Genomic DNA, 19718 nt, shown 5'->3' with positions numbered 1-19718 from the left:
CTATGAAAGAAAGGCTTAGTTCGAATGGTGGGCAGAGTAAACTATAGTATCAGACACTCATAGAAGCTGTGCACGCTATAAGGTCTTAACAAACTACAGTCAGTGCTATTGGTAAGTTTGTCCCTGTCAGGCCAGTTTAATCTGGAGACCAAACATCAAAATTAGTCACGAGCGCGGACCTTCGCGCCAGCAATAGCAATCGCTGATTAACTATAGAAAAACTATTAACCAAGCTCCAACCGTACCATACTTGCAGATATTGCCCACACGCGCTACCTTTATAACTATGAGCGAACCAAGAAAAAAACTGTTTCTGCTGGATGCCATGGCCCTGATCTACCGGGCGCATTTCGCGTTCAGCAAGAACCCCAGAATAAACTCAAAAGGCATGAATACGGGCGCAGCCTTAGGCTTTACCAACACGCTGGTAGAGGTGCTGCAAAAAGAAAAACCAACCCATATTGGCGTTGCTTTCGATTCCGCTGCCAAAACTTTCCGCCACGAAAACTTTGCCGAGTACAAGGCCAACCGCCAGGCCATGCCCGAAGATATTTCGGTAGCTATACCTTACTGCAAAAAAATTGTAGAAGCCTTTAACATTCCGGTGCTCATCCTGGACGGCTACGAAGCCGACGACATTATCGGCACCATGGCGCGTAAAGCCGAAAAAGCTGGTTTTGATGTGTACATGATGACCCCCGATAAGGACTACTGCCAGCTGGTTACTGATCATATCTTCCTGTACAAGCCTGCTTTTTTAGGTAATGCCGTTGAAGTGTGGGATGTGCAGAAGGTATTGGAGAAGTGGGAAATTGAGCGCGTAGACCAGGTTATTGATATACTCGGGTTGCAGGGCGATGCCGTAGATAACATTCCGGGCATACCGGGCATCGGCGAGAAAACCGCAAAGGCACTTATCCAGCGTTTTGGTTCTGTGGAGAACCTGATCGCCAACTCGCATGAGCTGAAAGGCAAGCAGAAAGAGAACGTAGAGAATTTTGCAGACCAGGGCCTGATGTCGAAAGAGCTGGCTACTATACACTGCGATGTGCCACTGGAGTTTAGTGAAGAAGGCCTGCACTGCGACGATCCGAATGAAGAGCAACTGATCAACCTGTTCAATGAGCTGGAATTCCGCCAGCTGGCACAGCGTGTATTAGGGCAATCGTTGGGGTCGGCTACTACAAGTGCGGCTGCCAAACCTGCCCGCCGTGCCAAAACTGCCGACGCCGGGCAAACCTCGCTCTTCGGAACTATAGAAGCCCCTGCCGAGGAAACTATAGTTGATGCCGCACCGGCCGTTATGCGCAGCTTCCAGAACTCACTGGCTGATTACCACCTGATAAATACACCGGAACTGCACCAGAGCCTGATAAATTACCTGCAGCAACAGGAAGAAATCTCTTTCGACACCGAAACCACCAGCATCGATGCCATTACGGCTAAACTGGTAGGCATGTCGTTCAGTTACCGTTCCGGTGAAGCCTATTACATACCAGTTCCGCACAACGACCAGGCCGAAACGCAACGCATTGTGGACCTGTACAAACCAGTGCTCGAGAACCCGGCTATCCAGAAGATTGGCCAGAACATCAAGTACGACATCATGGTACTGAAAACCTATGGCGTGGAAGTGCAGGGCCCGTTATTCGATACCATGCTGGCCCATTACCTGCTGGAGCCCGAAATGCGCCACAACATGGATGTGCTGGCCGAAACCTACCTGAACTATACGCCCATTCCGATCACCGACCTTATCGGGCCGAAAGGAAAGAACCAGCTGAACATGGCCGACCTTTCGCCGGAACAGGTAAAGGATTACGCCAGCGAAGATGCTGACATTACCTTGCGCCTGAAACTATACTTTGAACCACTGCTGCAGGAGCGCGGCCTGATGAAGCTGTTCCGCGAAGTAGAAACCCCGCTGGTGCAGGTGTTAGCCGATGTAGAACGCGAAGGTATAACGATAGATACCGATGCACTGGCTGATATTTCGACGCAGTTGGAGAGTGAGATCATCCGCATCGAGAAGCGCATTTTTGAGATTGCCGGCGAGCAGTTCAACATCGGGTCGCCGAAGCAGTTAGGTGAGATTTTATTTGATAAACTGGAGCTACACGGCAAAAGCAAGATCAAAAAGACCAAGACCGGGCAGCACGCTACCGGCGAGGAGATCTTATCGAAACTGGCTGGCGAGCATGAAATTGTGCGCCTGATTCTGGACCATCGTCAGCTTACCAAGTTAAAATCGACTTACGTGGATGCGCTGCCGCAGCTGGTTTGCGCGCTGGATGGTCGTGTACATACGTCGTTTAACCAGGCTGTAACCGCTACCGGCCGACTGAGCTCCACCAACCCTAACCTGCAGAACATTCCGGTACGTACCGAGCGTGGCCGTGAGATACGCAAAGCCTTTGTGCCGCGCGATAACAAGCACCTGCTTATTTCTGCTGACTACTCTCAGATCGAGCTCCGCATTATGGCCGATTTCAGCGGCGACCCGACCATGAAAGAAGCCTTTAAGAACGGACTGGATATTCACGCCTCTACCGCCAGCAAAGTATTCCATGTGCCGCTCGACCAGGTAGACAGCGAAATGCGCCGCAAAGCCAAAACCATTAACTTCGGTATCATTTACGGTATCTCGGCGTTTGGCCTGGCAGAGCGTTTAAGCATACCACGCCGCGAAGCCGCCGATATCATTGACGCTTACTTCCAGGAGTTCCCGGCTGTGAAAGAGTACATGGACAATGCCATAGACAAAGCCCGTGACGATGAGTATGTGGAAACCCTGCTGGGCCGCCGCCGCTACCTCCGCGATATCAATTCCCGCAACCAGAACATCCGCGGCTTTGCTGAACGAAACGCTATTAACGCGCCTATACAGGGTACCGCTGCCGACATCATCAAAATCGCGATGATCAACATACACGAGTACCTGAAACAGGAAAAGCTGAAAACCCGCATGATCCTGCAGGTACACGACGAATTGCTGTTCGATACCCCGAAAGAAGAAGTGGAGATAGTAACACCAAAAATAGTAGAACTGATGACCAATGCCCTGCCGCTTAGTGTACCGATGGAGGTTGGGTTAGGTGTTGGTGATAACTGGCTCGAAGCACATTAGGATTTTTATAGTTTGATTTAAAGCGGTGGCAGGAGATAATTCTCCGGCCACCGCTTTTTTATTGTCATCCCGAGCATTCTTGAGGCGCGAGCCGAAGAAAGCCAGTGTAGCTGTGAGATATCTTATATGTCTTAGAGTTCATCCCCACACTTTTGTCATTTCGAACAAAGTGAGAAATCTATCTCAGCCTATAGTTGCTTCTCTGCCATCCATAGCGAATATTGTCATGTCGAGCATAGCCGAGACATCTTATGTGTCCTATAGTTCGATATGCTATAGTTCTATAGTCTGCTTTGCCTACTGCTGGAAACAAGCCGTTGTTCTATAGTTTTCTCTAATCCTGGGAGCTTTACTTACCTATAGTTTTATAGTTTGTTTGGCTCCCTCTGAGGCCGGGAGGCCCCGTCTTCGGGCATCGCGCGGTGCCAGCTTCCTGCGCTCCTAACGTCGCGCTGCCTATCGGCACCGGAACCTGCCAAGGCGCTCAACCCAAAGACTGATATCAAGCTCGATAGCTAACCTATTGCTATAGTTTCAGTGCCTTGCTCTTGGTTAAGGCAGATCGTTTTTCTCGTGGTTGTAGTTCCTTGGGGCAGTCTGCGCCTGCCTGCTCGCGGTTTGTAACTATAGAGCTATAGTTTAAACTATTGCAAAGACGGAAACTGTCCCCTTGAGGGGACTACAGGGGTGTTAACACTCCAACTATAGAACTAATAGAACTATAAATCATGAACTGGTAGAGGCTGGATAAGCTCCCCTCCTTGGATAAGGAGGGGTAGGGGTGGTTTGACCAACAGTAACTATAAAACTATAAGTTCAACTATAGCCAAAGCCCAAATCCTGAAAATCCTTTAATCCAATAAATCCTTGGGGTAGGGGCCCTATTTAAAGATTCTGACAAAACTCCCCTCCTGTTTTTAGAATAGGATGAAGTAAACCTTACTAACCTTTCACACGCCCTAATACATCCGCGGCAGCTCGATCCCCTTAATCTTCCGGTACAGGTTAATGGCGGCCTGGTCGGTTAGGCTGGTGACGAAGTCGGTGATGTGGATGATGCGCTCGTAATCGGAGGTGTTTTCCGGCAAGTTGATGTAATGCTCCGGAATCAGGTCGGCGAGTTTGCGGTGGCGCTTCGACTCTGGCAAAAATACGGCTTTCATGCAGGCATCCAGCAAACCACCTAATACTTCAAAACCAGCGGCTTCAATCTCCAGCACCGGCCGGTTACGGTAAATCTTTTCTATCGAAAGCATCTTGATCTCGTCCAGCACAGCTTTGCAATCCAGTAAATTAATAAGTGGTGTATCAAAAGTGCCGGCCAGTATTTCAGGCTCATGCTCCAGAAAAACAGCGGCACATTCCTCTATCAGCTTATTAATAATACGGGCCCGCAAATAACCGATCTCTTCGCGCCAGTCGTAAAATTTTATAGTTGATACCCGGTTCGGATCGTCGTTCAGGATTTGTTTCAGCAGCCCGATGCCTTTGTCGTTATCGACCAGCCCCAGTTTCAGGCCGTCTTCAAAATCGATGATGCGGTAACAGATGTCGTCGGCGGCCTCAACCAAAAACGCGAGCGGGTGGCGGTGATAAAAAACTGTACCGTCATCTCCTTTTTTAAGCAGCCCTAACTCCTGCGCTATGGTATTAAACCAGTCTTTCTCGGTCTGGAAAAAGCCGTATTTCTTCTCGCTGGTATTTTTGGTTTTAGCAATTACAGGCAACGATTCTTTGGGGTACTTGGTGAACGTGGCCAGCGTGGTGTAGGTCAGGCTCAGGCCACCCGACAAGTTGCAGTGTGCCGGATAGGTATAGGTCAGTACCCGGAAACCGGCGGCATTGCCTTCAAAGCTCAGCAGGTCTTTGCGCTGTGCCTCGTTCAGGTGCTGCATAAAAGGCTGCGCGGCCTCGCTCCCAAAGTACGAGGAAATGGCATCTTCGCCGGAATGGCCGAAGGGCGGGTTGCCAATATCATGCGCCAGGCAGGCAGCCGCCACTATATCCCCGAAATCAGCTTCCTGTATGTGTTTTTCTTTTGTTAACTGCGGGTTGCGTTCCAGTATACTTTTGCCAACTATACGCCCCAAACTACGGCCCACCACCGATGCCTCCAAACTATGGGTAAGACGTGTGTGTACAAAATCGCTTTCGGGCATGGGCATTACCTGGGTCTTGTTCTGCAGCCGCCGGAACGCCGATGAGAACACAATACGGTCGTAGTCGCGCTGAAACTCGCCCCGCACCGACTCATCGGAGGCATACTTTTTATCGGTACTCTCGAAACGCTTTTTTGAGATCAGCTGGTCCCAGGTTGTAGTATGTTGCATAAAAGTAAAATCGAACGATAGAAAATTAAGACAGCAGGGCGCTTACCACTACGGTACCCACAAAAAACACCATCAGGCTAACCAGGTAAATAAACACCACCGGTATCAGTTTTAACAGCGTTTTGATATAAGGCCGCTTGTATACCCGCAGCATAGCCAGGTACAGGTAAATTGTCATCACCAAAAAGCCCCAGCCCATCAGCGACACATCCGGAAATGCCATGTTAAGGAGCATGATAACGCTAAGCAGAATAAACCAGAACGAATGCAGGTGTATAGAGAACATGAGGTGCTCTACATAGTTGCGGCGTTGCCTGTAGTAAAACAGGTAGAGCAGGTACCCGAAAAACGGCATCAGCAGAAACATCATCAGGGAAGTGTTTTTCAGGAGTTTGGCGCGGGCCGTTTCGCCACTGCTGAAAAACTGCTCTGCTTTCTTCTCCATAAAAACGGCTGTCTCGGAGTCGCCGAAGCTTAGGTTGGCACTATAGGCTGTGCTGTCACTGCCGGTTGAGTCGGTGGGGAAATCTGCTTTTACAATACCGGGCGCTACCTGCTCTACTTCCTGCAGGCCTTCTTTAAGCTGCTGTTCCTGGTCGCCGGATAATTTCCTGGTGCTGCCAATGTTAACTACATTGTGGTTGAGAGCGAGCAGGAAAAAGAAAATAATACTGATGAAAACGTATAGCCGGAATGGCGGAACATAGGATGCACGTTGCCCGATGTTAAATTTCTCGGTAAGCAGGCCCGGCTTCAGGAGCAGCAGTTTAAGGGTCTTCCAGATTTTGGTATCAAAGTGGATGGTTCCTTCAAAGAATTCCGCTATCAGGTGCTTTACCGGCACATTCAGGTCGTGGTTTTCCTGGCCGCAGTTGGGGCAATAGTTGTTTACCTCTTCAAAACTATAGCCACAGTTGGGGCATTGGGTAAATTTGCGTCGTTTTTTGGCCATAAGGCAGGGCGTAGCGGTTATATATTCAAAGATAACTATGTAAGTTATAACTCGCTACAGCTAAAGAGCAATACTACACCTAAAAGTTTTTTTAGCACCAAATGTTACAAACAGCAAAAAAGTGGTCATTTTTTCTGGCTGTTTTCTGCCATTAGAGGCCAGCAGGGCGGTTTTCGCTAAAACAAGGGCTCAGAATCTGATGTTACAAACACCCATCCGATTACCTTGCGCGCCTTGTTAATTCATCCGTTATTTGCTTTAAACTTTACGATCCTTTCCAGGCTATAAACCAGACGACAACTCTAAAATTTTACGTAGTGGCTCAGAACCACCGTGTTAGAGATCCTCAAAAACCATAAAGTGTTAGAGTTTGTGATGCGGGCGCATATCGGCTTTTGCTGGTAGCGCCCGCTTTGTTTTATCCCGTTCTACCCGGTAAACTATAGTTTTACAATACGGGTGGTACCACTACCGGCATTTGTCTGCCACCGCAGAATATAAAGCCCCGAAGACACGCCCGAAAGATCGAACTCCAACGGAAGATTGACATCTGTAAACACAACCTCCAGGCTGCGCACGATCCTGCCGCTGGTATCGTACAGGTATAGTTGCGCAGGCGTATCCCGGTCCACTAAGAACGTGATCATAAATTTATTGTCGGCCCCTACCGGGTTAGGCCCCACCTCAAACACATACAGCAGCGATGGATCTATGATTAGGACGTCGTCGGAGTATTTTTCTTCGCCATTTTTGTAAACCACCCGCAACCTGTAGTAGGATGTGCCCGGCAGAGGATCGGTATCTGTAAAAGTGTTAGCCGCCGAAGCAGGCACTGTTCCTATGTCCTCAAAGTTTCTGCCGTCGGCGCTGCGCTCAATTACATACCGGCTTATATCTGCTTCAGATGAGGTTTCCCAGGTCAGTAGCACATTGGCTTCCGGGGTAAACTCTCCCTCAAGCACAGTTATTTCGCAGGCTCTGTCCTCTTTCAGCACAATCAGCGGCCTGTTACAGATGTTAGGCTGCAGGCTACGGCTCATCACAAAATTACCACCTTCAATATCAGCGGAGCTCAGCAACCTGTAGAACTTCTCATTCTCGAGGGCATAGTGCATTACGGCAACATTTGGCAGAATTACGTGGCTTAACTGGTGCGCATGCCCCAACTCGTGCAGCATCACAGTCTCAAAATCGAACTGGTTGCCTGCGGGTGGCCCAGGGCCGTATTGCCAGGTAACGCTGTTATTTATCTCCATATCGAACTCCGACAGCCACCAGCTGATCTCACCTGTAGAGAGCACCTTGCAACCGCGGTAACGGCTAAGCGTGCGGGCCAGCACATTTTCACCCACATCCGACTCCGGACCGAATACGATCGTTATCTCATCGTCGGAGGCTGGCTTGGCTTTGGTGGTAGGGGCTCCTATTTTCCAGTTCACGCCGGTGGCGCATATCCAGCTGTTCATAGCTCTTCTGAAACCTTTCTGTGCCTCGGGGTTATTCTGCATGCTTGGCCCGAACCGGATGGTATAACCGCCCTGCCCGTCCACGTTTATAAGCGTAGGCTGGCCGGTTTTAAAAACGCCCGGTATGTTGTCGTCCGGGTTGTCGTCGTCTTCCTCATACAGGTTGGTATACGAGTAAGGGATCGTGATCTTGGCTACCGAGGTAGCGCTGAGGCCATCGCTGGCTGTAACTTTTATCTCGCCGGTGCCGGCTGTTCCGCCATCGGCGCCGGTAGAGGGCACATACATCCTTATCTGCGTATTGGTCCAGGAAAGATAGGCGTCTTCCGGGGCTTCGGTAAAGCTGGTACCGCCATCATCGGCATCCCGGAAAAATACGGCACCCGAGCCACGGGTAACGCCAAAACCTGTACCGGTTATAGTCAGCACAGACTTGGTACCGCCGCTTATCGTTTTCGGCGAAAAGTCAGCAATAACCGGCGCCATGGGGCTTTGGGCATCCGCGTTGCGCCGGGCTTGTTGCAGCTCCCTGTTTACAGCTATAGTTCTATAGTTTGTATTGGTGCGGCTGGTCAGGGCCTGGTATACCTGTTCTATCGTGTTGTAGGTCTCGAAAACGCCGGTGGCGGTTTTAGTGCGGATATCATATTTTATAAACCCTTGCTCGCTGCCATAAGGGCGTGTGCTGAGCGTTACCTGCTTTGGTGTTACCGGTCTCCGTTGCTGCTGTTTCAGGAAAAACATGCCCTGCTCGCCGGTTTTCAGTTTCAGGCCTACCGAGTAAACATGCTTCTCCAGGCCTACGGTGCCGCCTTCGGTTATGATCTCGAGCTGCTCCGGCTGCCCGCTGCCTTTAAATACCTTGTATACTTTCAGGATGTTGGAGGTGTAGATGTTTTCGTGGCGCTCATCCCAGAACGATCTTTTCGAGATCACTTCGCCTTCCACCACCAGGTCGGATGCCTGCAGGCGCTGCTCCAGCGGCAGCGGCAACATGTGCCGGCCAGTACCGGCCAGCGCGTACTGCACCAGCCATATATTTACAAATAACAGCAGCCATAACCTGGCGCGGGTAAGGGTAAAAAGAGAGCAGTACCCCGAGTAGAGTTGGTTCATAGAGCGCTTGTTTGTGTCGTTAGTACAGGTGCAGTGATGCCGTGAGTTCAGCAGCGACACTGCTTTTACGCAAAAATCATCCGGAGAGTATAAACTATACGGCACTAATGCATCATGGCAGATTTTATCATGATAAACTCATTGATGTTATCTGTATTGATCACACCGGCCAGACGGCCGTTTTCCAACACCGGGCACAGCGGCGCGCGCGATTTCTGCAGCTCCGTATAAGCATTTGCCAGCTTGCCCTTTACATCAAATGTAGTAAATTCTGTATTCATGATGTTGCTGACCGGCGCTTCTGTCTGGTTTTCTTTCAGGGCCTGCATCAGTTGCCCGCGCGTCAGGATGCCGGCCACTGTGCCGCCCTGGGCAACTATAAAATCGTGCTCCGAGCCCATCAGCAGTTTGTTCAGCGCATCGCGCACGGTTTCGGTGGGGAGCAGGGTTACGTAATTGGTCATCATGCCTTCGCGCACGCTGTGGCCCCGCAAAAAATCGAGGTGCTGCACAACCATGTTCTCGGTATGCGCCCCGAAAAACACGAACAGCCCGATCAGGATAAGAAAAGGATTGACAAAGAAACCATAGAAAACAAAAAAGATGGCCAGCAACTGCCCCAGGTTGGCCGCGATCTGGGTGGCGCGCACACGGCCCAGCTTAAACGCCAGCAGCGCCCGCAACACCCGCCCGCCATCCATCGGGAAGGCCGGAATGGCATTAAAGAACACCAGCATCAGGTTTACGAACAGCAGCAGGTATAAAAAATTGGCAGGCGTTATCCTGCTAAAGAATTCCTCGCCAGGCATGGTGCCCAGGCCGGGCAGCACCAGCCATAGGATCAGCGCGATCACAACATTTACGGCGGGGCCGGCCAGGGCTACCAGCAGTTCCTGTTTCGGTTTTTCGGGGATGCGCTCCAAACTGGCCACACCGCCAATAGGCAGCAGCGTGATTATGCGGGTTTTAATGCCGTATTGCCTGGCAGTAAGGGCATGCCCCAGCTCGTGCAGTACCACACAGGCAAACACAGCCAGCACAAAGGCCACAGCCAGCAGTATGGTGCCCAGGTCGCTGTCGCGCTGCGATTCTGTAAATGCCACCCAACCCAGCAGCAGCACAAAGGTCCAGTGCACCAGTATTCTGATGCCGGCAACCCTACCCAATGTAAGCGACCATTTCATATCAACTATAGCCTGTTACTTTTTTGTTGTACGCCTGCTAACTGCTTCCGGCCACCGATGTCCGCACCCTGAACCACCTGTACCCATACGGGCCTATCGTTACTTCGCCACTTTGGGGAGCATCGTACTTCCGGTTACTGAAAACTTCTGTCAGGTCGGGCCCTGCTTCCTGTAGTTCCGGTATCTGCACGGCTTGCTCTTTGCTGCTCAGGTTATGTACTACATATAACGTAAATTTCTGGTAACAGCGGTGTGCAAATACTTTCCGGTTGCCGGTATCTACTATAGTAACTTCGCCGCTGCCCAGTTCGGGAAACTGCCGCCTTACCCGGATAAGCCGCTCCATCCAGTTCAGGAACGAGCCGGGGTCGCAGAGCTGGTCGGTTACGTTCAGTTTTTTATAGCTGTATTTCCCTTTGCTGATGACAGGCCGGATGAGTTCGCCTTCGGTATCGGAAAAGCCGCCATTTACAGTGTTGGCCCATTGCATGGCAGTGCGCACACTGCTGCGGCCGGGCAGGCTCAGGTCGTCGCCCATGCCTATTTCGGAGCCATATTGTATCATGGGCGTGCCGGGCATGGTAAAAAGCAAACTATAGCTTAGCTCAAGCCGCGCGCGGTTGTTGCCCAGTATGGGCGGCAGCCGGCGCCTGATGCCCCGCCCGAATATCCTCATGTCTTCGTCGGGAGCAAACGCGTTAAAAATATCTTCCTGCTCCGACAGTTCCAGGTCTTCGATGTTCAGCTCGTCGTGGTGGCGCAGAAAGTTGAGCCACTGCGAGGAATAGGCCTTGCCGGGAAGCATGCGCAGCCCTTTGGCTATCGGGGCGCCCTCTTTGCGGGCCAGCGCCAGAAAAATATGCTGGTTGAGTAAAAAATTGAACATCATGTGCATGCGCTCCTGCCCTTTAAAAAAGGAACCCACCACATGCGGCGGCCCCGAGGCTTCGGCCAGCAGCACGGCATCCTGGCTGTGCATATTTATGAACTCCCGCATGTCTTCCAGCAAATCATAAAACTCGTTCTTATCTTTTTCGCTGTCGCTCTGCACCAGTATATGCGCGGCATCCACCCTGAAACCCGCCACGCCGAGCATCAGCCAGAACCGCATGATTCGGTGAATCTCTTCGCGCACGTCGGGGTTGGCAATGTTCAGGTCGGGCTGGTGTTCGTAAAAGCGGTGCAGGTAATATAGTTGTGCTTCTTCGTCCCAGTTCCAGATGCCGTCCTGCTTGTCGGCAAAGGCAGGCTTCCCGAGTTGCTCTTTGGGTTCTTCTTTTACCCAGGTATAGTAGTTGCGGTATTTGGAGTCGGGGTTGCGCCTTGCCTCCTGGAACCACGGGTGCTGGTCGGAGGTATGGTTCACTACCAGGTCCACGATTACCCGCATGCCACGCTCGTTGGCTTCTTTTATAAAAATGGCAAAATCGCCCAGGTCGCCGAGGCGCGGATCTATGTTATAGTAATCCATCACATCGTAGCCGTTGTCGCGGTTGGGCGTGGGGTAAAAAGGCAGCAGCCAGATGCAGGTAATGCCCAGTGTGGCCAGGTAATCCAGCCGGCTGGTCAGGCCCTGAAAGTCGCCGATGCCATCGTTGTCAGAGTCCTGAAATGTTTCCACATCCAGGGCATATACCACTGCCCGCTTATACCAAAAGTCTTTTTCTTTCATCAGTTTTTCCTCAGGCAGCCTGTTTTCGGGGCAGGCCGCCAGGTTTCCGGTGTGGTTACGGAGCTACCAACTATAGCCGGCTTTCAGTTTTTAACTATAGTTTATAGTTGGCGCACCGCACCGGCTCAAAGCCATACTCGTTAAAGCAGATTTTAATTAAGTACTTTGTACTACGGCTATACTTTAAAGGATGGTTCGTGCGTATGGTATAGGCAACGTAAACTACAGCTAACACAACTATAGATGGATATTACAGAACGGGACTTTGAGAAGGAACTGCAGTTTCAGGCATCGCGGAGCGGTGGTGCAGGGGGCCAGAACGTGAACAAAGTGGCAACCAAGGTAGAGCTGCGTTTTCATGTACAGGATTCAGAACTACTTACTGAGGATGAGAAAGCTATAGTGCAGGAAAAGCTGGCGGCACGCATCAACAGCGATGGGTACCTGCAGGTAGTGTGCCAGACCGAGCGGAGCCAGCTGCAGAACAAAAACCTGTGCATCAGCCGCTTTCACGAACTGTTGCGCCAGGCCCTTACTCCACGTAAAAAACGCAAAGCCACCAAACCTACACGGGCATCGGTAAAACAGCGCCTGGAAAGCAAAAAGCGGCAGGCCCAGAAAAAAGCCGACCGCCGGTTTACCTCCTGACCAAGCGCATTGCGCTTATCCCTGAACTATAGTTTACAATCAGCAACCAGATAGGTGTAGCAACTATAGCTGCAGGGCAGGCATATAACTTAACTACTTTACTCTTTCATTAAACAAATGATATTACACAAAAGCGCCTGAACTATAGTTTGCGAGCATTTACCGGAAAGGTTTTTGCACCGGCCGCTTGTAACGTAATACCACATGCCTTATGAACTTAAGATCTTTTTGTTTCCTGCTACTGCTTACATTCCTTGCCCTGGATGCTACCGCCCAGAAGTACCGCACGGCGCTTGGCCCACGATTCGAGAGCGACAAAATTGGCTTATCGTTACAACAAAAACTGCATGAGCGCGGCACGTTAGAAGTAATAGGCGCGCTGGGCGAGCGCGAATACAGCGGCACGGCCCTGTACGAGTGGCATTTCCCATTGCTGGGCGAACGCTTTAACTACTACATTGGCGCCGGCGCACACCTGGGCAATTTAAAAGACAAAGGTGTTTTTACCGGAGCCGATGCCATCCTGGGGCTGGAGTACAAAGTAAACGGGCTGCCTTTCCTGCTTTCCGCAGACATAAAGCCGGCCTTCCACCTTAACCACGAAGACTGGGTGGGCCTATCGTCGGGGGTATCGGTGCGGTATGTGCTGGTAAAGGAAAAGAAAAAGAAGAAATCCATCTGGCCGTTTGGCAACAAAGACGACGACAACAAAAAGAAGAAGAAAGATAAAGACAGCGACAAAGGCCCGTCTGTGTGGGATATCCTGAAAGGCGGCAACCAGTAAGCTGTAACAAGCAAAAGGCCCGGGGGGAACCGGGCCTTTTGTGGTACACGTAAACATATGCGGCAGTTTGTCTTCTTTGTTGGTTTTGTTTGCAGCCGCCAGCTAAAACAGGGGTAAGTCTGCTGTTGGCTACTGTTAACCGCACTATAGTTGGTAACGGGGTTTATAGTTTACGTGTCCCGTTTGCAGAACTGAGTTTTCACTTTCACACCTTAGACCTCATTCTGCATAGTAAAATTAGGCACTTTATAGTTACCGTAAAAGGTAATCGGATGCCCTGTTGTAACATCACTTTTTGAGCGCATTAAAACCTGAAAAGCCGCAATACAGCCAACCGAGCCACATTACGAAACAAAAAAGCAGGCCGAAAGCCTGCTTTTGTAACATGGGGTCAGTTTTAAGGGTGAATTTTTTTTCTGAAGAGTGCGCAGAGTAGTGCCGGTCCGGCTGGCAACTTATACTAACATAGCGGCGGCACCTGGTTGCTGCTGGCCAGGGCTAACCAGCATTTCGGGGTAGGTGGTGTGCGTAATCAGGTTTCGGGTCTGCCGTACCTTATCCAGGGCCAGGTAAAGGCATATCAGCAGGGCAATCAAAAGCAGTACGGTTTTCATAGTTGTGGTGGTATGGGTGTGGTCTGTGCGGCAGGCCATGGGCTGGTTAGGTACGGGTGGCCACTACATCTACTACAGGTAGCAGGTTAGGGTACTTTTCCAGCTGTTTCAGTTCCTGTTGGGCAGCAATATTTCTTACATCATCGGCGGCCTTTTTAAAGGCAAATGCAGAAGCAAAAGCGAAGGCTAAAAGCAGAACAATAATTTTCATAGTTTTCGGATTTTATAGTTTAAGACTTTTAATTCACAGGGTTAGCATTAGCCTCTTGGGGCTACAACTTCAACAACAGGCAACAGGTTAGGGTAAGATTTGTACTGGTTAAGCTCGTGCTGGTAAACGATCTCTTTGTTATCTGACAGTGTTTTTTTGCAGATGGCTCCGAAGCCCAGTAGCATGACGATTAGAAGTGCGATGATTTTCATAATTTTAGGTAGTTAGGTGGTTATAAACTTGGTTCTTTTTTTGATCTTGTAACTAATAGATGGTGCTCATACTCAAAAGGTTGCTTGGCACTCTATAATTTTTTTTATTTCTGATTGACGTATTACACTTTGCGTGCCAAACAGAATAAATTATTGATTTACAGTTATTTACAAACAAACCATCCATATATTGTAGTTTAATAGTGTCCGGCGGCGTACAGTTTATTGTTCAGAAGCGAACAGGTGCACGGAACCCGTACAGCTGTACCACCTGAGAATGAGCGGCTTTTATAGTTTCTGCCCCTTTAAACTATAGGCGCAGCCCGGCTTTAGGGTTTGCAACAGGGCTGTTTACTATAGGGTAAAGTATGGCTGCGCCCTCAACAAAGCGCCGGTAAAAGAAGTATAACATACATCTTACGCTGTAAACTCACCCTATGAAACCGGTAAAAGGAAAACTGATAGCTCTTGGCGGCGGCGACGACGATGGCCTGATAAAACTTATCCGCTCAGAGATCTGCGATATCCACTCTCATATAGAAGTTATTGCCACTGCCACCCCCAAACCCGACGATGCCGTGGACTCGGGGAAAGCTTATAAGGAAGCATTTGAAGAATTAGGCTGCAGCAATGTGCGGTTTATGCGCATAGATGAAGAACACGAAGCCGATACCCCTGAAAACTTAGCGCGTATAGCCCAGGCCAACGTTATCTTTTTTACCGGCGGCGATCAGCTACGGCTTTCCAAGTTTCTGGGGGGCACCCAACTGCTGGATATTATGAGCCGCCGCTACCGCGAGGAAGACATTATTATTTCCGGTACCAGTGCCGGTGCTGCCGTTATGTCCGACAGAATGATATATGACGGGTACGGGCATTATTCGCTGATAAAAGGCGAGATGAAAACCACGTTTGGCTTTGGCTTTATAAACAATGTGTACATCGATACGCACTTTGCAGAGCGCGGGCGCTTTGGCCGCCTAGCCCATGCCGTGGCCCACGACCCAACCCACATCGGCATAGGCCTGAGCGAAGAAACAGGCATCATCATAAAAGAGGGCAACCTGGTAGAAGTGTTCGGAACGGGTGTGGTAACTATAATTGATGCCAGCCAGGTAAAATTTTCGCGGGTGCGCAAAGCTGAAGAAAACGAGCCTATTGCTGTAGAAAACCTGGTCATGCACCTGCTGATAGAAGGCTACCGCTATTGCCTGAAAGAGCACCTGTTCCAGCCTATCGCTTACCAGGCCGAGCTGAACGGTAAAAGTACCATCCTCCCGGCCAGGTAAACTATAGGCTGCCCAACTATAGCACTACAACTATAGCCTGCACCTGCATTGCGTTTTGTACGTCGCGCTCTTTGCGTAAAACCTTTGCGCCCCCTGCGGTAAACCTTAATGCAAGGGGCGAAGCAACTATAAAACTATAGTTTGGTCCATACCTGAGAAACCCTGCTCTCTACTTTATTTACATTCTTCTTTCTGCAGCTCTATATTAATGGCTACACCGGCTTTGGCACCTTCGGCAGCGGCTACTATCACCAGCTGCATGTCGCGGTCGGCATCGCCGGCTACGTACAGGCCGGGTATGTGCGTGTTTTGCTGGCGGCGGGTTTTAATAATGCCCTTGCTCGTAAACTCGCACCCCAGCTGCTCACCCAGGTCGCACTGCTGCACCGATGCCGATGAAAAGAACAAGGCCTGCTGCTCGTGTGCCTCGCCATTAGCCAGCAAGATCTGCTGCAGCATTCCGTTTTCGCCTTTCAGCCCGGTAATGCGGATGGTGCAAACTTTTACATCGTTGCGCTGTAGTCTTTCCCTGTCTATTCGGCGAAGTTTATCGGTGCCATCGGTATAAAGAGTTACACGGTCGCTCCAGGTTTTAAGCGACAGCGCCTGCCCTATGCCGTCGCGGTTTTTGCCATACACGGCAATGGCCTTGTCGCGGTTTTCCCAGCCGTCGCAGTACTGGCAGTGGTGCACGCTTTTACCGTAAAAAGCTTCTATGCCCTCTATTTCAGGCAGTTTATCCTTCAGTCCGGTGGCCAGCAGCAGTTTCTTCGATCTGTACACGGCCCCATCGGCATCGTTTACCACAAAGCTGCCTTTGCTATAGGTTGCCGTAACTACAAGCTTATCCAGTAACTCTATATTGTAGCGCTGCAGCTCTTCTCTTCCCTTTTTTATAAACTCCAGCGGGCTCATACCGTCGCTGCTCAGGAAACCGTTCATGCTGGCAGCCCAGCGGTTGCGGGGCTTTCCACTGTCAAACACTACTACCTTGCGGCGCGAGCGGCCCAGCAACATGGCGGCGTTCAGGCCGGCCGGGCCACCGCCAATTATAATAACATCATACATAAAGCTGTATCGTTTACTTCTTATTTCGAAAGTTAGTAAACGTAGCCCGCCGCTGCCGGGTGGTAGTACGGAGTTAATTTTTTATCTGATTGTCCTGACCGGCACTGTAAGCAACTATAGTTATGCTACTTCGGCAACAAAAAAATGGTATTGTTATCCGGAAAAAGGTATATTAGTTGGTTTTTCGACCGAGAGTAAAAAATATTTGAAAAATCGATGCCTCCACATTAGGCAGCATATATATTATTTCTATATTTGTTTAGATGTACTAACACTTCTACCATTAAAAAGTAGCACTTTATGAAAAGCAAAATTTTAGCCTTACTGGGTAGCACCCTGCTCACAGGCACAGCCATGGCCGGCGGGTATCAGGTAAACCTGGCAAGTCAGCGACAAATAGGGATGGGCCACACGGGCACAGGTTTGCAGACAGGAACTTCCAGCATATTCTTTAACCCGGGTGCTATGGCACAGGCGCGCAACGGTGTAACCATCGGGGCCAGCTTTATCACGTCTAAAATTGCCTACCAGGCACCGGAGACAAACACCACAGTAAATGCCGATAACCCAACCGGTACCCCGTTCCATGCATATGGCGTGTTCGGCATTACCGATAAATTAAAAGCAGGGATAGGCGCTTATACACCATTTGGCAGCACCGTAAGATGGGGCGATGAATGGAACGGCCGTTTTGGTCTGAATGAGCTTTCGTTACAGGCTATCTTCGTACAGCCAACTCTTAGCTACCAGCTAACTGATAAATTGGGCATTGGTGCCGGTTTAACTGTTGCCTTTGGTAGCGTAAACCTGCAGCGATCGCTGCCGGTAGAAAACTCGAACGGCGATGAAGGTAAAATAGAACTGGATGGCGGTGCAAATACTGCTTTCGGTTTCAATGCCGGTATCTTCTTCCAGGCAACAGACAAACTATCGCTTGGTCTGAACTACCGCTCTAAGGTTGATCTTGAAGTTGAAGAAGGAGACGTTACCTTTACAAACGTACCTGCTGCAGCAAGCGCTAACTTCCAGCCAGGCACGCAGTTCTCTGCTGCGCTGCCAATGCCAGCTACCCTTACACTTGGTATCAGTTACACCCCAACTAATAAGTTAACCTTAGCACTGGACATTAGCCGCGTAGAGTGGAGCGCTTACAAAGAACTGCGTTTTGACTTCACAAAAGATGTTGCCGGTAGACCTAACTCTGTTAATGCCCGCAACTACGAAGACACTTACATTTTCCGTTTAGGTGGTGAATATAAAGTTAACGATGCCCTTGCCTTACGCGCTGGTGCTTACTTAGACAAAACACCAGTTGAAGACGGTTATTTAACTCCGGAAACACCTGATGCTGACTCTCGTGGTCTGTCTGTTGGTATTGGCTACGCCTTCTCTGAAAAATTCGGGGTAGATGCCTCCTTCCTTTACATCAATAAGAAAGAGAGAACAGATGCAGCAAACCTTTCTGGCGGCGTACCAGGCACATTTAAGTCTATAGCTTACATTCCGGGTGTTGCTTTCAACTATAACTTTTAATTTACGCGATAACTGATATGAAAAAGTATATCTATAAAGTTAGTGCGCTGGTCCTTTTTGCCGGTGTGCTGTTTACAAGCTGCGACCCTGAAATAGAAGGCTTTGAGCCAAGCAAAGGTGCTAAACTTGATTTTACAAAGTACGTTGCCGTAGGTAACTCCCTGACCGCCGGCTACCAGGACCGTGGTTTATATCGCGAAGGGCAGTTAAACTCTTACCCGGCTATACTTGCCCAGCAGTTCGCGTTTGTGGGCGGCGGTGCGTTTGTGCAGCCACTTTTCACTGAGGCCCAGGCAAACGGAACCGGATACTTAAAACTGACAGGCTTTAACCCACCGGCAAACCCGGGTGCAAGCCCATCACCAATTTTAACGCCGGTTACTACCAACCTGGCTGTGCGTACCGATGTGGCTCCGCTTCCGGGTGGACCAAGACTTACAAAGTTCACAGACACTGTTAATAACTTAGGTGTACCAGGTATGTCTGTACTGTCAAGCTTCACACCTGTGTACGGCGGTATCAACCCACACTTCGAGCGCTTACTGACTGACGCGGAAGTTGGACAGAAGAACTATATTACTAAAGTAGGTGAGTCTCAGCCAACCTTCTTTACACTGTGGTTAGGAAACAACGATGTGCTTACCTATGCAACTAACGGTGCCGTAGCAGATCCTAACAACCCTTTCAGTGGCCTTACACCAGCTGCACAGTTCCAGCAGATCTATGGCGCTTTAGTGGCAACGCTTACGAAAGGCGGCGAAGTAGAAGGTGTTATCGCTAACATTCCGGATGTAACAAGTGTGCCGTTCTTTAAAACAGTAACGCTGGCAGCTGTAAGAGCATCGGCCGGCAACCAGGACCTGAACATCTACTTTAAGGATGGTGAAACTACCAGAATAATAGCAGCAGGCGACCTGATCCCGCTTTCTACACAGTCTGCGTTAGGAAGAGTGGACATGATCCAGACTCCGAACGGAACCGCTCCTATTCCTCATGGTTTCCACCCGTTAAACCCACTGAATGACAATGAAGTGCTGGATGTAAATGAAGTGAAAGAAGTAACTGATCATACTAAAGTACTGAATGACATTATTGCACAGGTAGCAGCTGCTAACAAAATACCGGTGTTTGATGTGAACAAATACTTTAATGAGCGCTTCGCGAAGCCGTTTGTTTTAAATGGTGTAGTTTATTCTTCAAGCTTCATTACCGGTAACATCTTCTCGCTGGATGGCATTCACCTGACGCCTCGTGGCGCTGCTATCGTGGCCAACGAGTTCATCAATGTTATCAACAAGAACTATGGCGCCAGTGTACCAAAAGTTGATGAAACACAATACCGTGCTATACCTCTGCCTTAGTAATAACTCAGAGTTTGTAGTATAACTAAAAGCGCCTCCTGCACAGGAGGCGCTTTTTATTTTAGCCCCCCGCACTACCCGAAACAGCCAGCTATAGTTCGTCGAGTTATCGGGCGGGTTCGTCTGCAAGGGCTGTGTGTTTGCAGAATGG

At 49.9% G+C, this 19718-nt stretch carries 15 protein-coding genes; 6 read left to right on the top strand and 9 right to left on the bottom strand.

What is annotated here, in order from left to right; translation table 11 throughout:
- Positions 1–286: 286 nt before the first annotated feature.
- Entirely contained in the window at positions 287–3127 is a 2841-nt protein-coding gene (gene polA / locus H7F15_RS01815; protein WP_185195232.1) for a DNA polymerase I, read from the top strand.
- Between the two features lie 959 nt (positions 3128–4086).
- On the opposite strand, the gene dgt is transcribed toward polA, so the two are convergent.
- The 5 genes from dgt to H7F15_RS01790 form a co-directional block, all read right to left on the bottom strand.
- Complete coding sequence (gene dgt / locus H7F15_RS01810) at positions 4087–5457, bottom strand: dGTP triphosphohydrolase (RefSeq protein ID WP_185195231.1); 1371 nt, start codon at positions 5455–5457, stop codon at positions 4087–4089.
- A 25-nt stretch (positions 5458–5482) separates the two neighbouring features.
- Complete coding sequence (locus H7F15_RS01805) at positions 5483–6409, bottom strand: DUF3667 domain-containing protein (protein WP_185195230.1); 927 nt, start codon at positions 6407–6409, stop codon at positions 5483–5485.
- A gap of 440 nt (positions 6410–6849) precedes the next feature.
- Positions 6850–8991 (bottom strand): T9SS type A sorting domain-containing protein, encoded by a 2142-nt coding sequence (locus H7F15_RS01800; protein ID WP_185195229.1) that lies wholly within the window; start codon positions 8989–8991, stop codon positions 6850–6852.
- 104 nt (positions 8992–9095) lie between these two features.
- Positions 9096–10175 carry a site-2 protease family protein gene (locus H7F15_RS01795; RefSeq protein WP_185195228.1) on the bottom strand — a complete coding sequence of 360 codons (1080 nt, stop codon included), beginning with the start codon at positions 10173–10175 and terminating at the stop codon, positions 9096–9098.
- Positions 10176–10212: 37 nt separating this feature from the next.
- Positions 10213–11847: an alpha-amylase family protein gene (locus H7F15_RS01790; RefSeq protein WP_185195227.1), complete on the bottom strand. Its 1635-nt coding sequence runs from the start codon at positions 11845–11847 to the stop codon at positions 10213–10215.
- Positions 11848–12090: 243 nt separating this feature from the next.
- On the opposite strand from H7F15_RS01790, the gene arfB reads away from it, so the two are divergent.
- Both arfB and H7F15_RS01780 read left to right on the top strand, forming a co-directional pair.
- Positions 12091–12495: an alternative ribosome rescue aminoacyl-tRNA hydrolase ArfB gene (gene arfB, locus H7F15_RS01785; protein WP_185195226.1), complete on the top strand. Its 405-nt coding sequence runs from the start codon at positions 12091–12093 to the stop codon at positions 12493–12495.
- 211 nt (positions 12496–12706) lie between these two features.
- Positions 12707–13279 (top strand): hypothetical protein, encoded by a 573-nt coding sequence (locus H7F15_RS01780; RefSeq protein WP_185195225.1) that lies wholly within the window; start codon positions 12707–12709, stop codon positions 13277–13279.
- Positions 13280–13734: 455 nt separating this feature from the next.
- Here H7F15_RS01780 and H7F15_RS01775 read toward each other — a convergent pair whose 3' ends face one another.
- Genes H7F15_RS01775 through H7F15_RS01765 form a run of 3 tightly spaced genes read right to left on the bottom strand, consistent with a single transcriptional unit; the run spans position 13735 to position 14316 of the window.
- Complete coding sequence (locus H7F15_RS01775; RefSeq protein ID WP_185195224.1) at positions 13735–13932, bottom strand: hypothetical protein; 198 nt, start codon at positions 13930–13932, stop codon at positions 13735–13737.
- Between the two features lie 7 nt (positions 13933–13939).
- On the bottom strand, positions 13940–14104 hold the full coding sequence (locus tag H7F15_RS01770; RefSeq protein ID WP_185195223.1) for a hypothetical protein: 165 nt from the start codon (positions 14102–14104) through the stop codon (positions 13940–13942).
- Between the two features lie 47 nt (positions 14105–14151).
- Entirely contained in the window at positions 14152–14316 is a 165-nt protein-coding gene (locus tag H7F15_RS01765; RefSeq protein WP_185195222.1) for a hypothetical protein, read from the bottom strand.
- Between the two features lie 437 nt (positions 14317–14753).
- Between H7F15_RS01765 and H7F15_RS01760 the strand changes: the two genes are divergently transcribed.
- Complete coding sequence (locus H7F15_RS01760; protein WP_185195221.1) at positions 14754–15605, top strand: cyanophycinase; 852 nt, start codon at positions 14754–14756, stop codon at positions 15603–15605.
- Positions 15606–15779: 174 nt separating this feature from the next.
- Here the strand turns inward: H7F15_RS01760 and H7F15_RS01755 are convergent, their stop codons facing one another.
- A complete protein-coding gene (locus tag H7F15_RS01755; protein ID WP_185195220.1) occupies positions 15780–16673 on the bottom strand; it encodes an NAD(P)/FAD-dependent oxidoreductase in 894 nt (297 codons plus the stop codon).
- Between the two features lie 300 nt (positions 16674–16973).
- Here H7F15_RS01755 and H7F15_RS01750 point away from each other — a divergent pair, with 300 nt between their 5' ends.
- The gene (locus H7F15_RS01750; protein WP_185195219.1) at positions 16974–18206 is read left to right on the top strand and encodes an OmpP1/FadL family transporter; all 1233 of its coding nucleotides are present in this window, start codon (positions 16974–16976) and stop codon (positions 18204–18206) included.
- Between the two features lie 17 nt (positions 18207–18223).
- Positions 18224–19567 carry an SGNH/GDSL hydrolase family protein gene (locus tag H7F15_RS01745; RefSeq protein ID WP_185195218.1) on the top strand — a complete coding sequence of 448 codons (1344 nt, stop codon included), beginning with the start codon at positions 18224–18226 and terminating at the stop codon, positions 19565–19567.
- The last annotated feature ends 151 nt before the right edge of the window (positions 19568–19718 follow it).

The organism is Pontibacter sp. Tf4 (genome assembly GCF_014212495.1).
Taxonomy (GTDB): domain Bacteria; phylum Bacteroidota; class Bacteroidia; order Cytophagales; family Hymenobacteraceae; genus Pontibacter.
The sequence above is the reverse complement of the archived record's forward strand: the minus strand, read 5'-3'. Positions and strand labels throughout refer to the sequence as shown.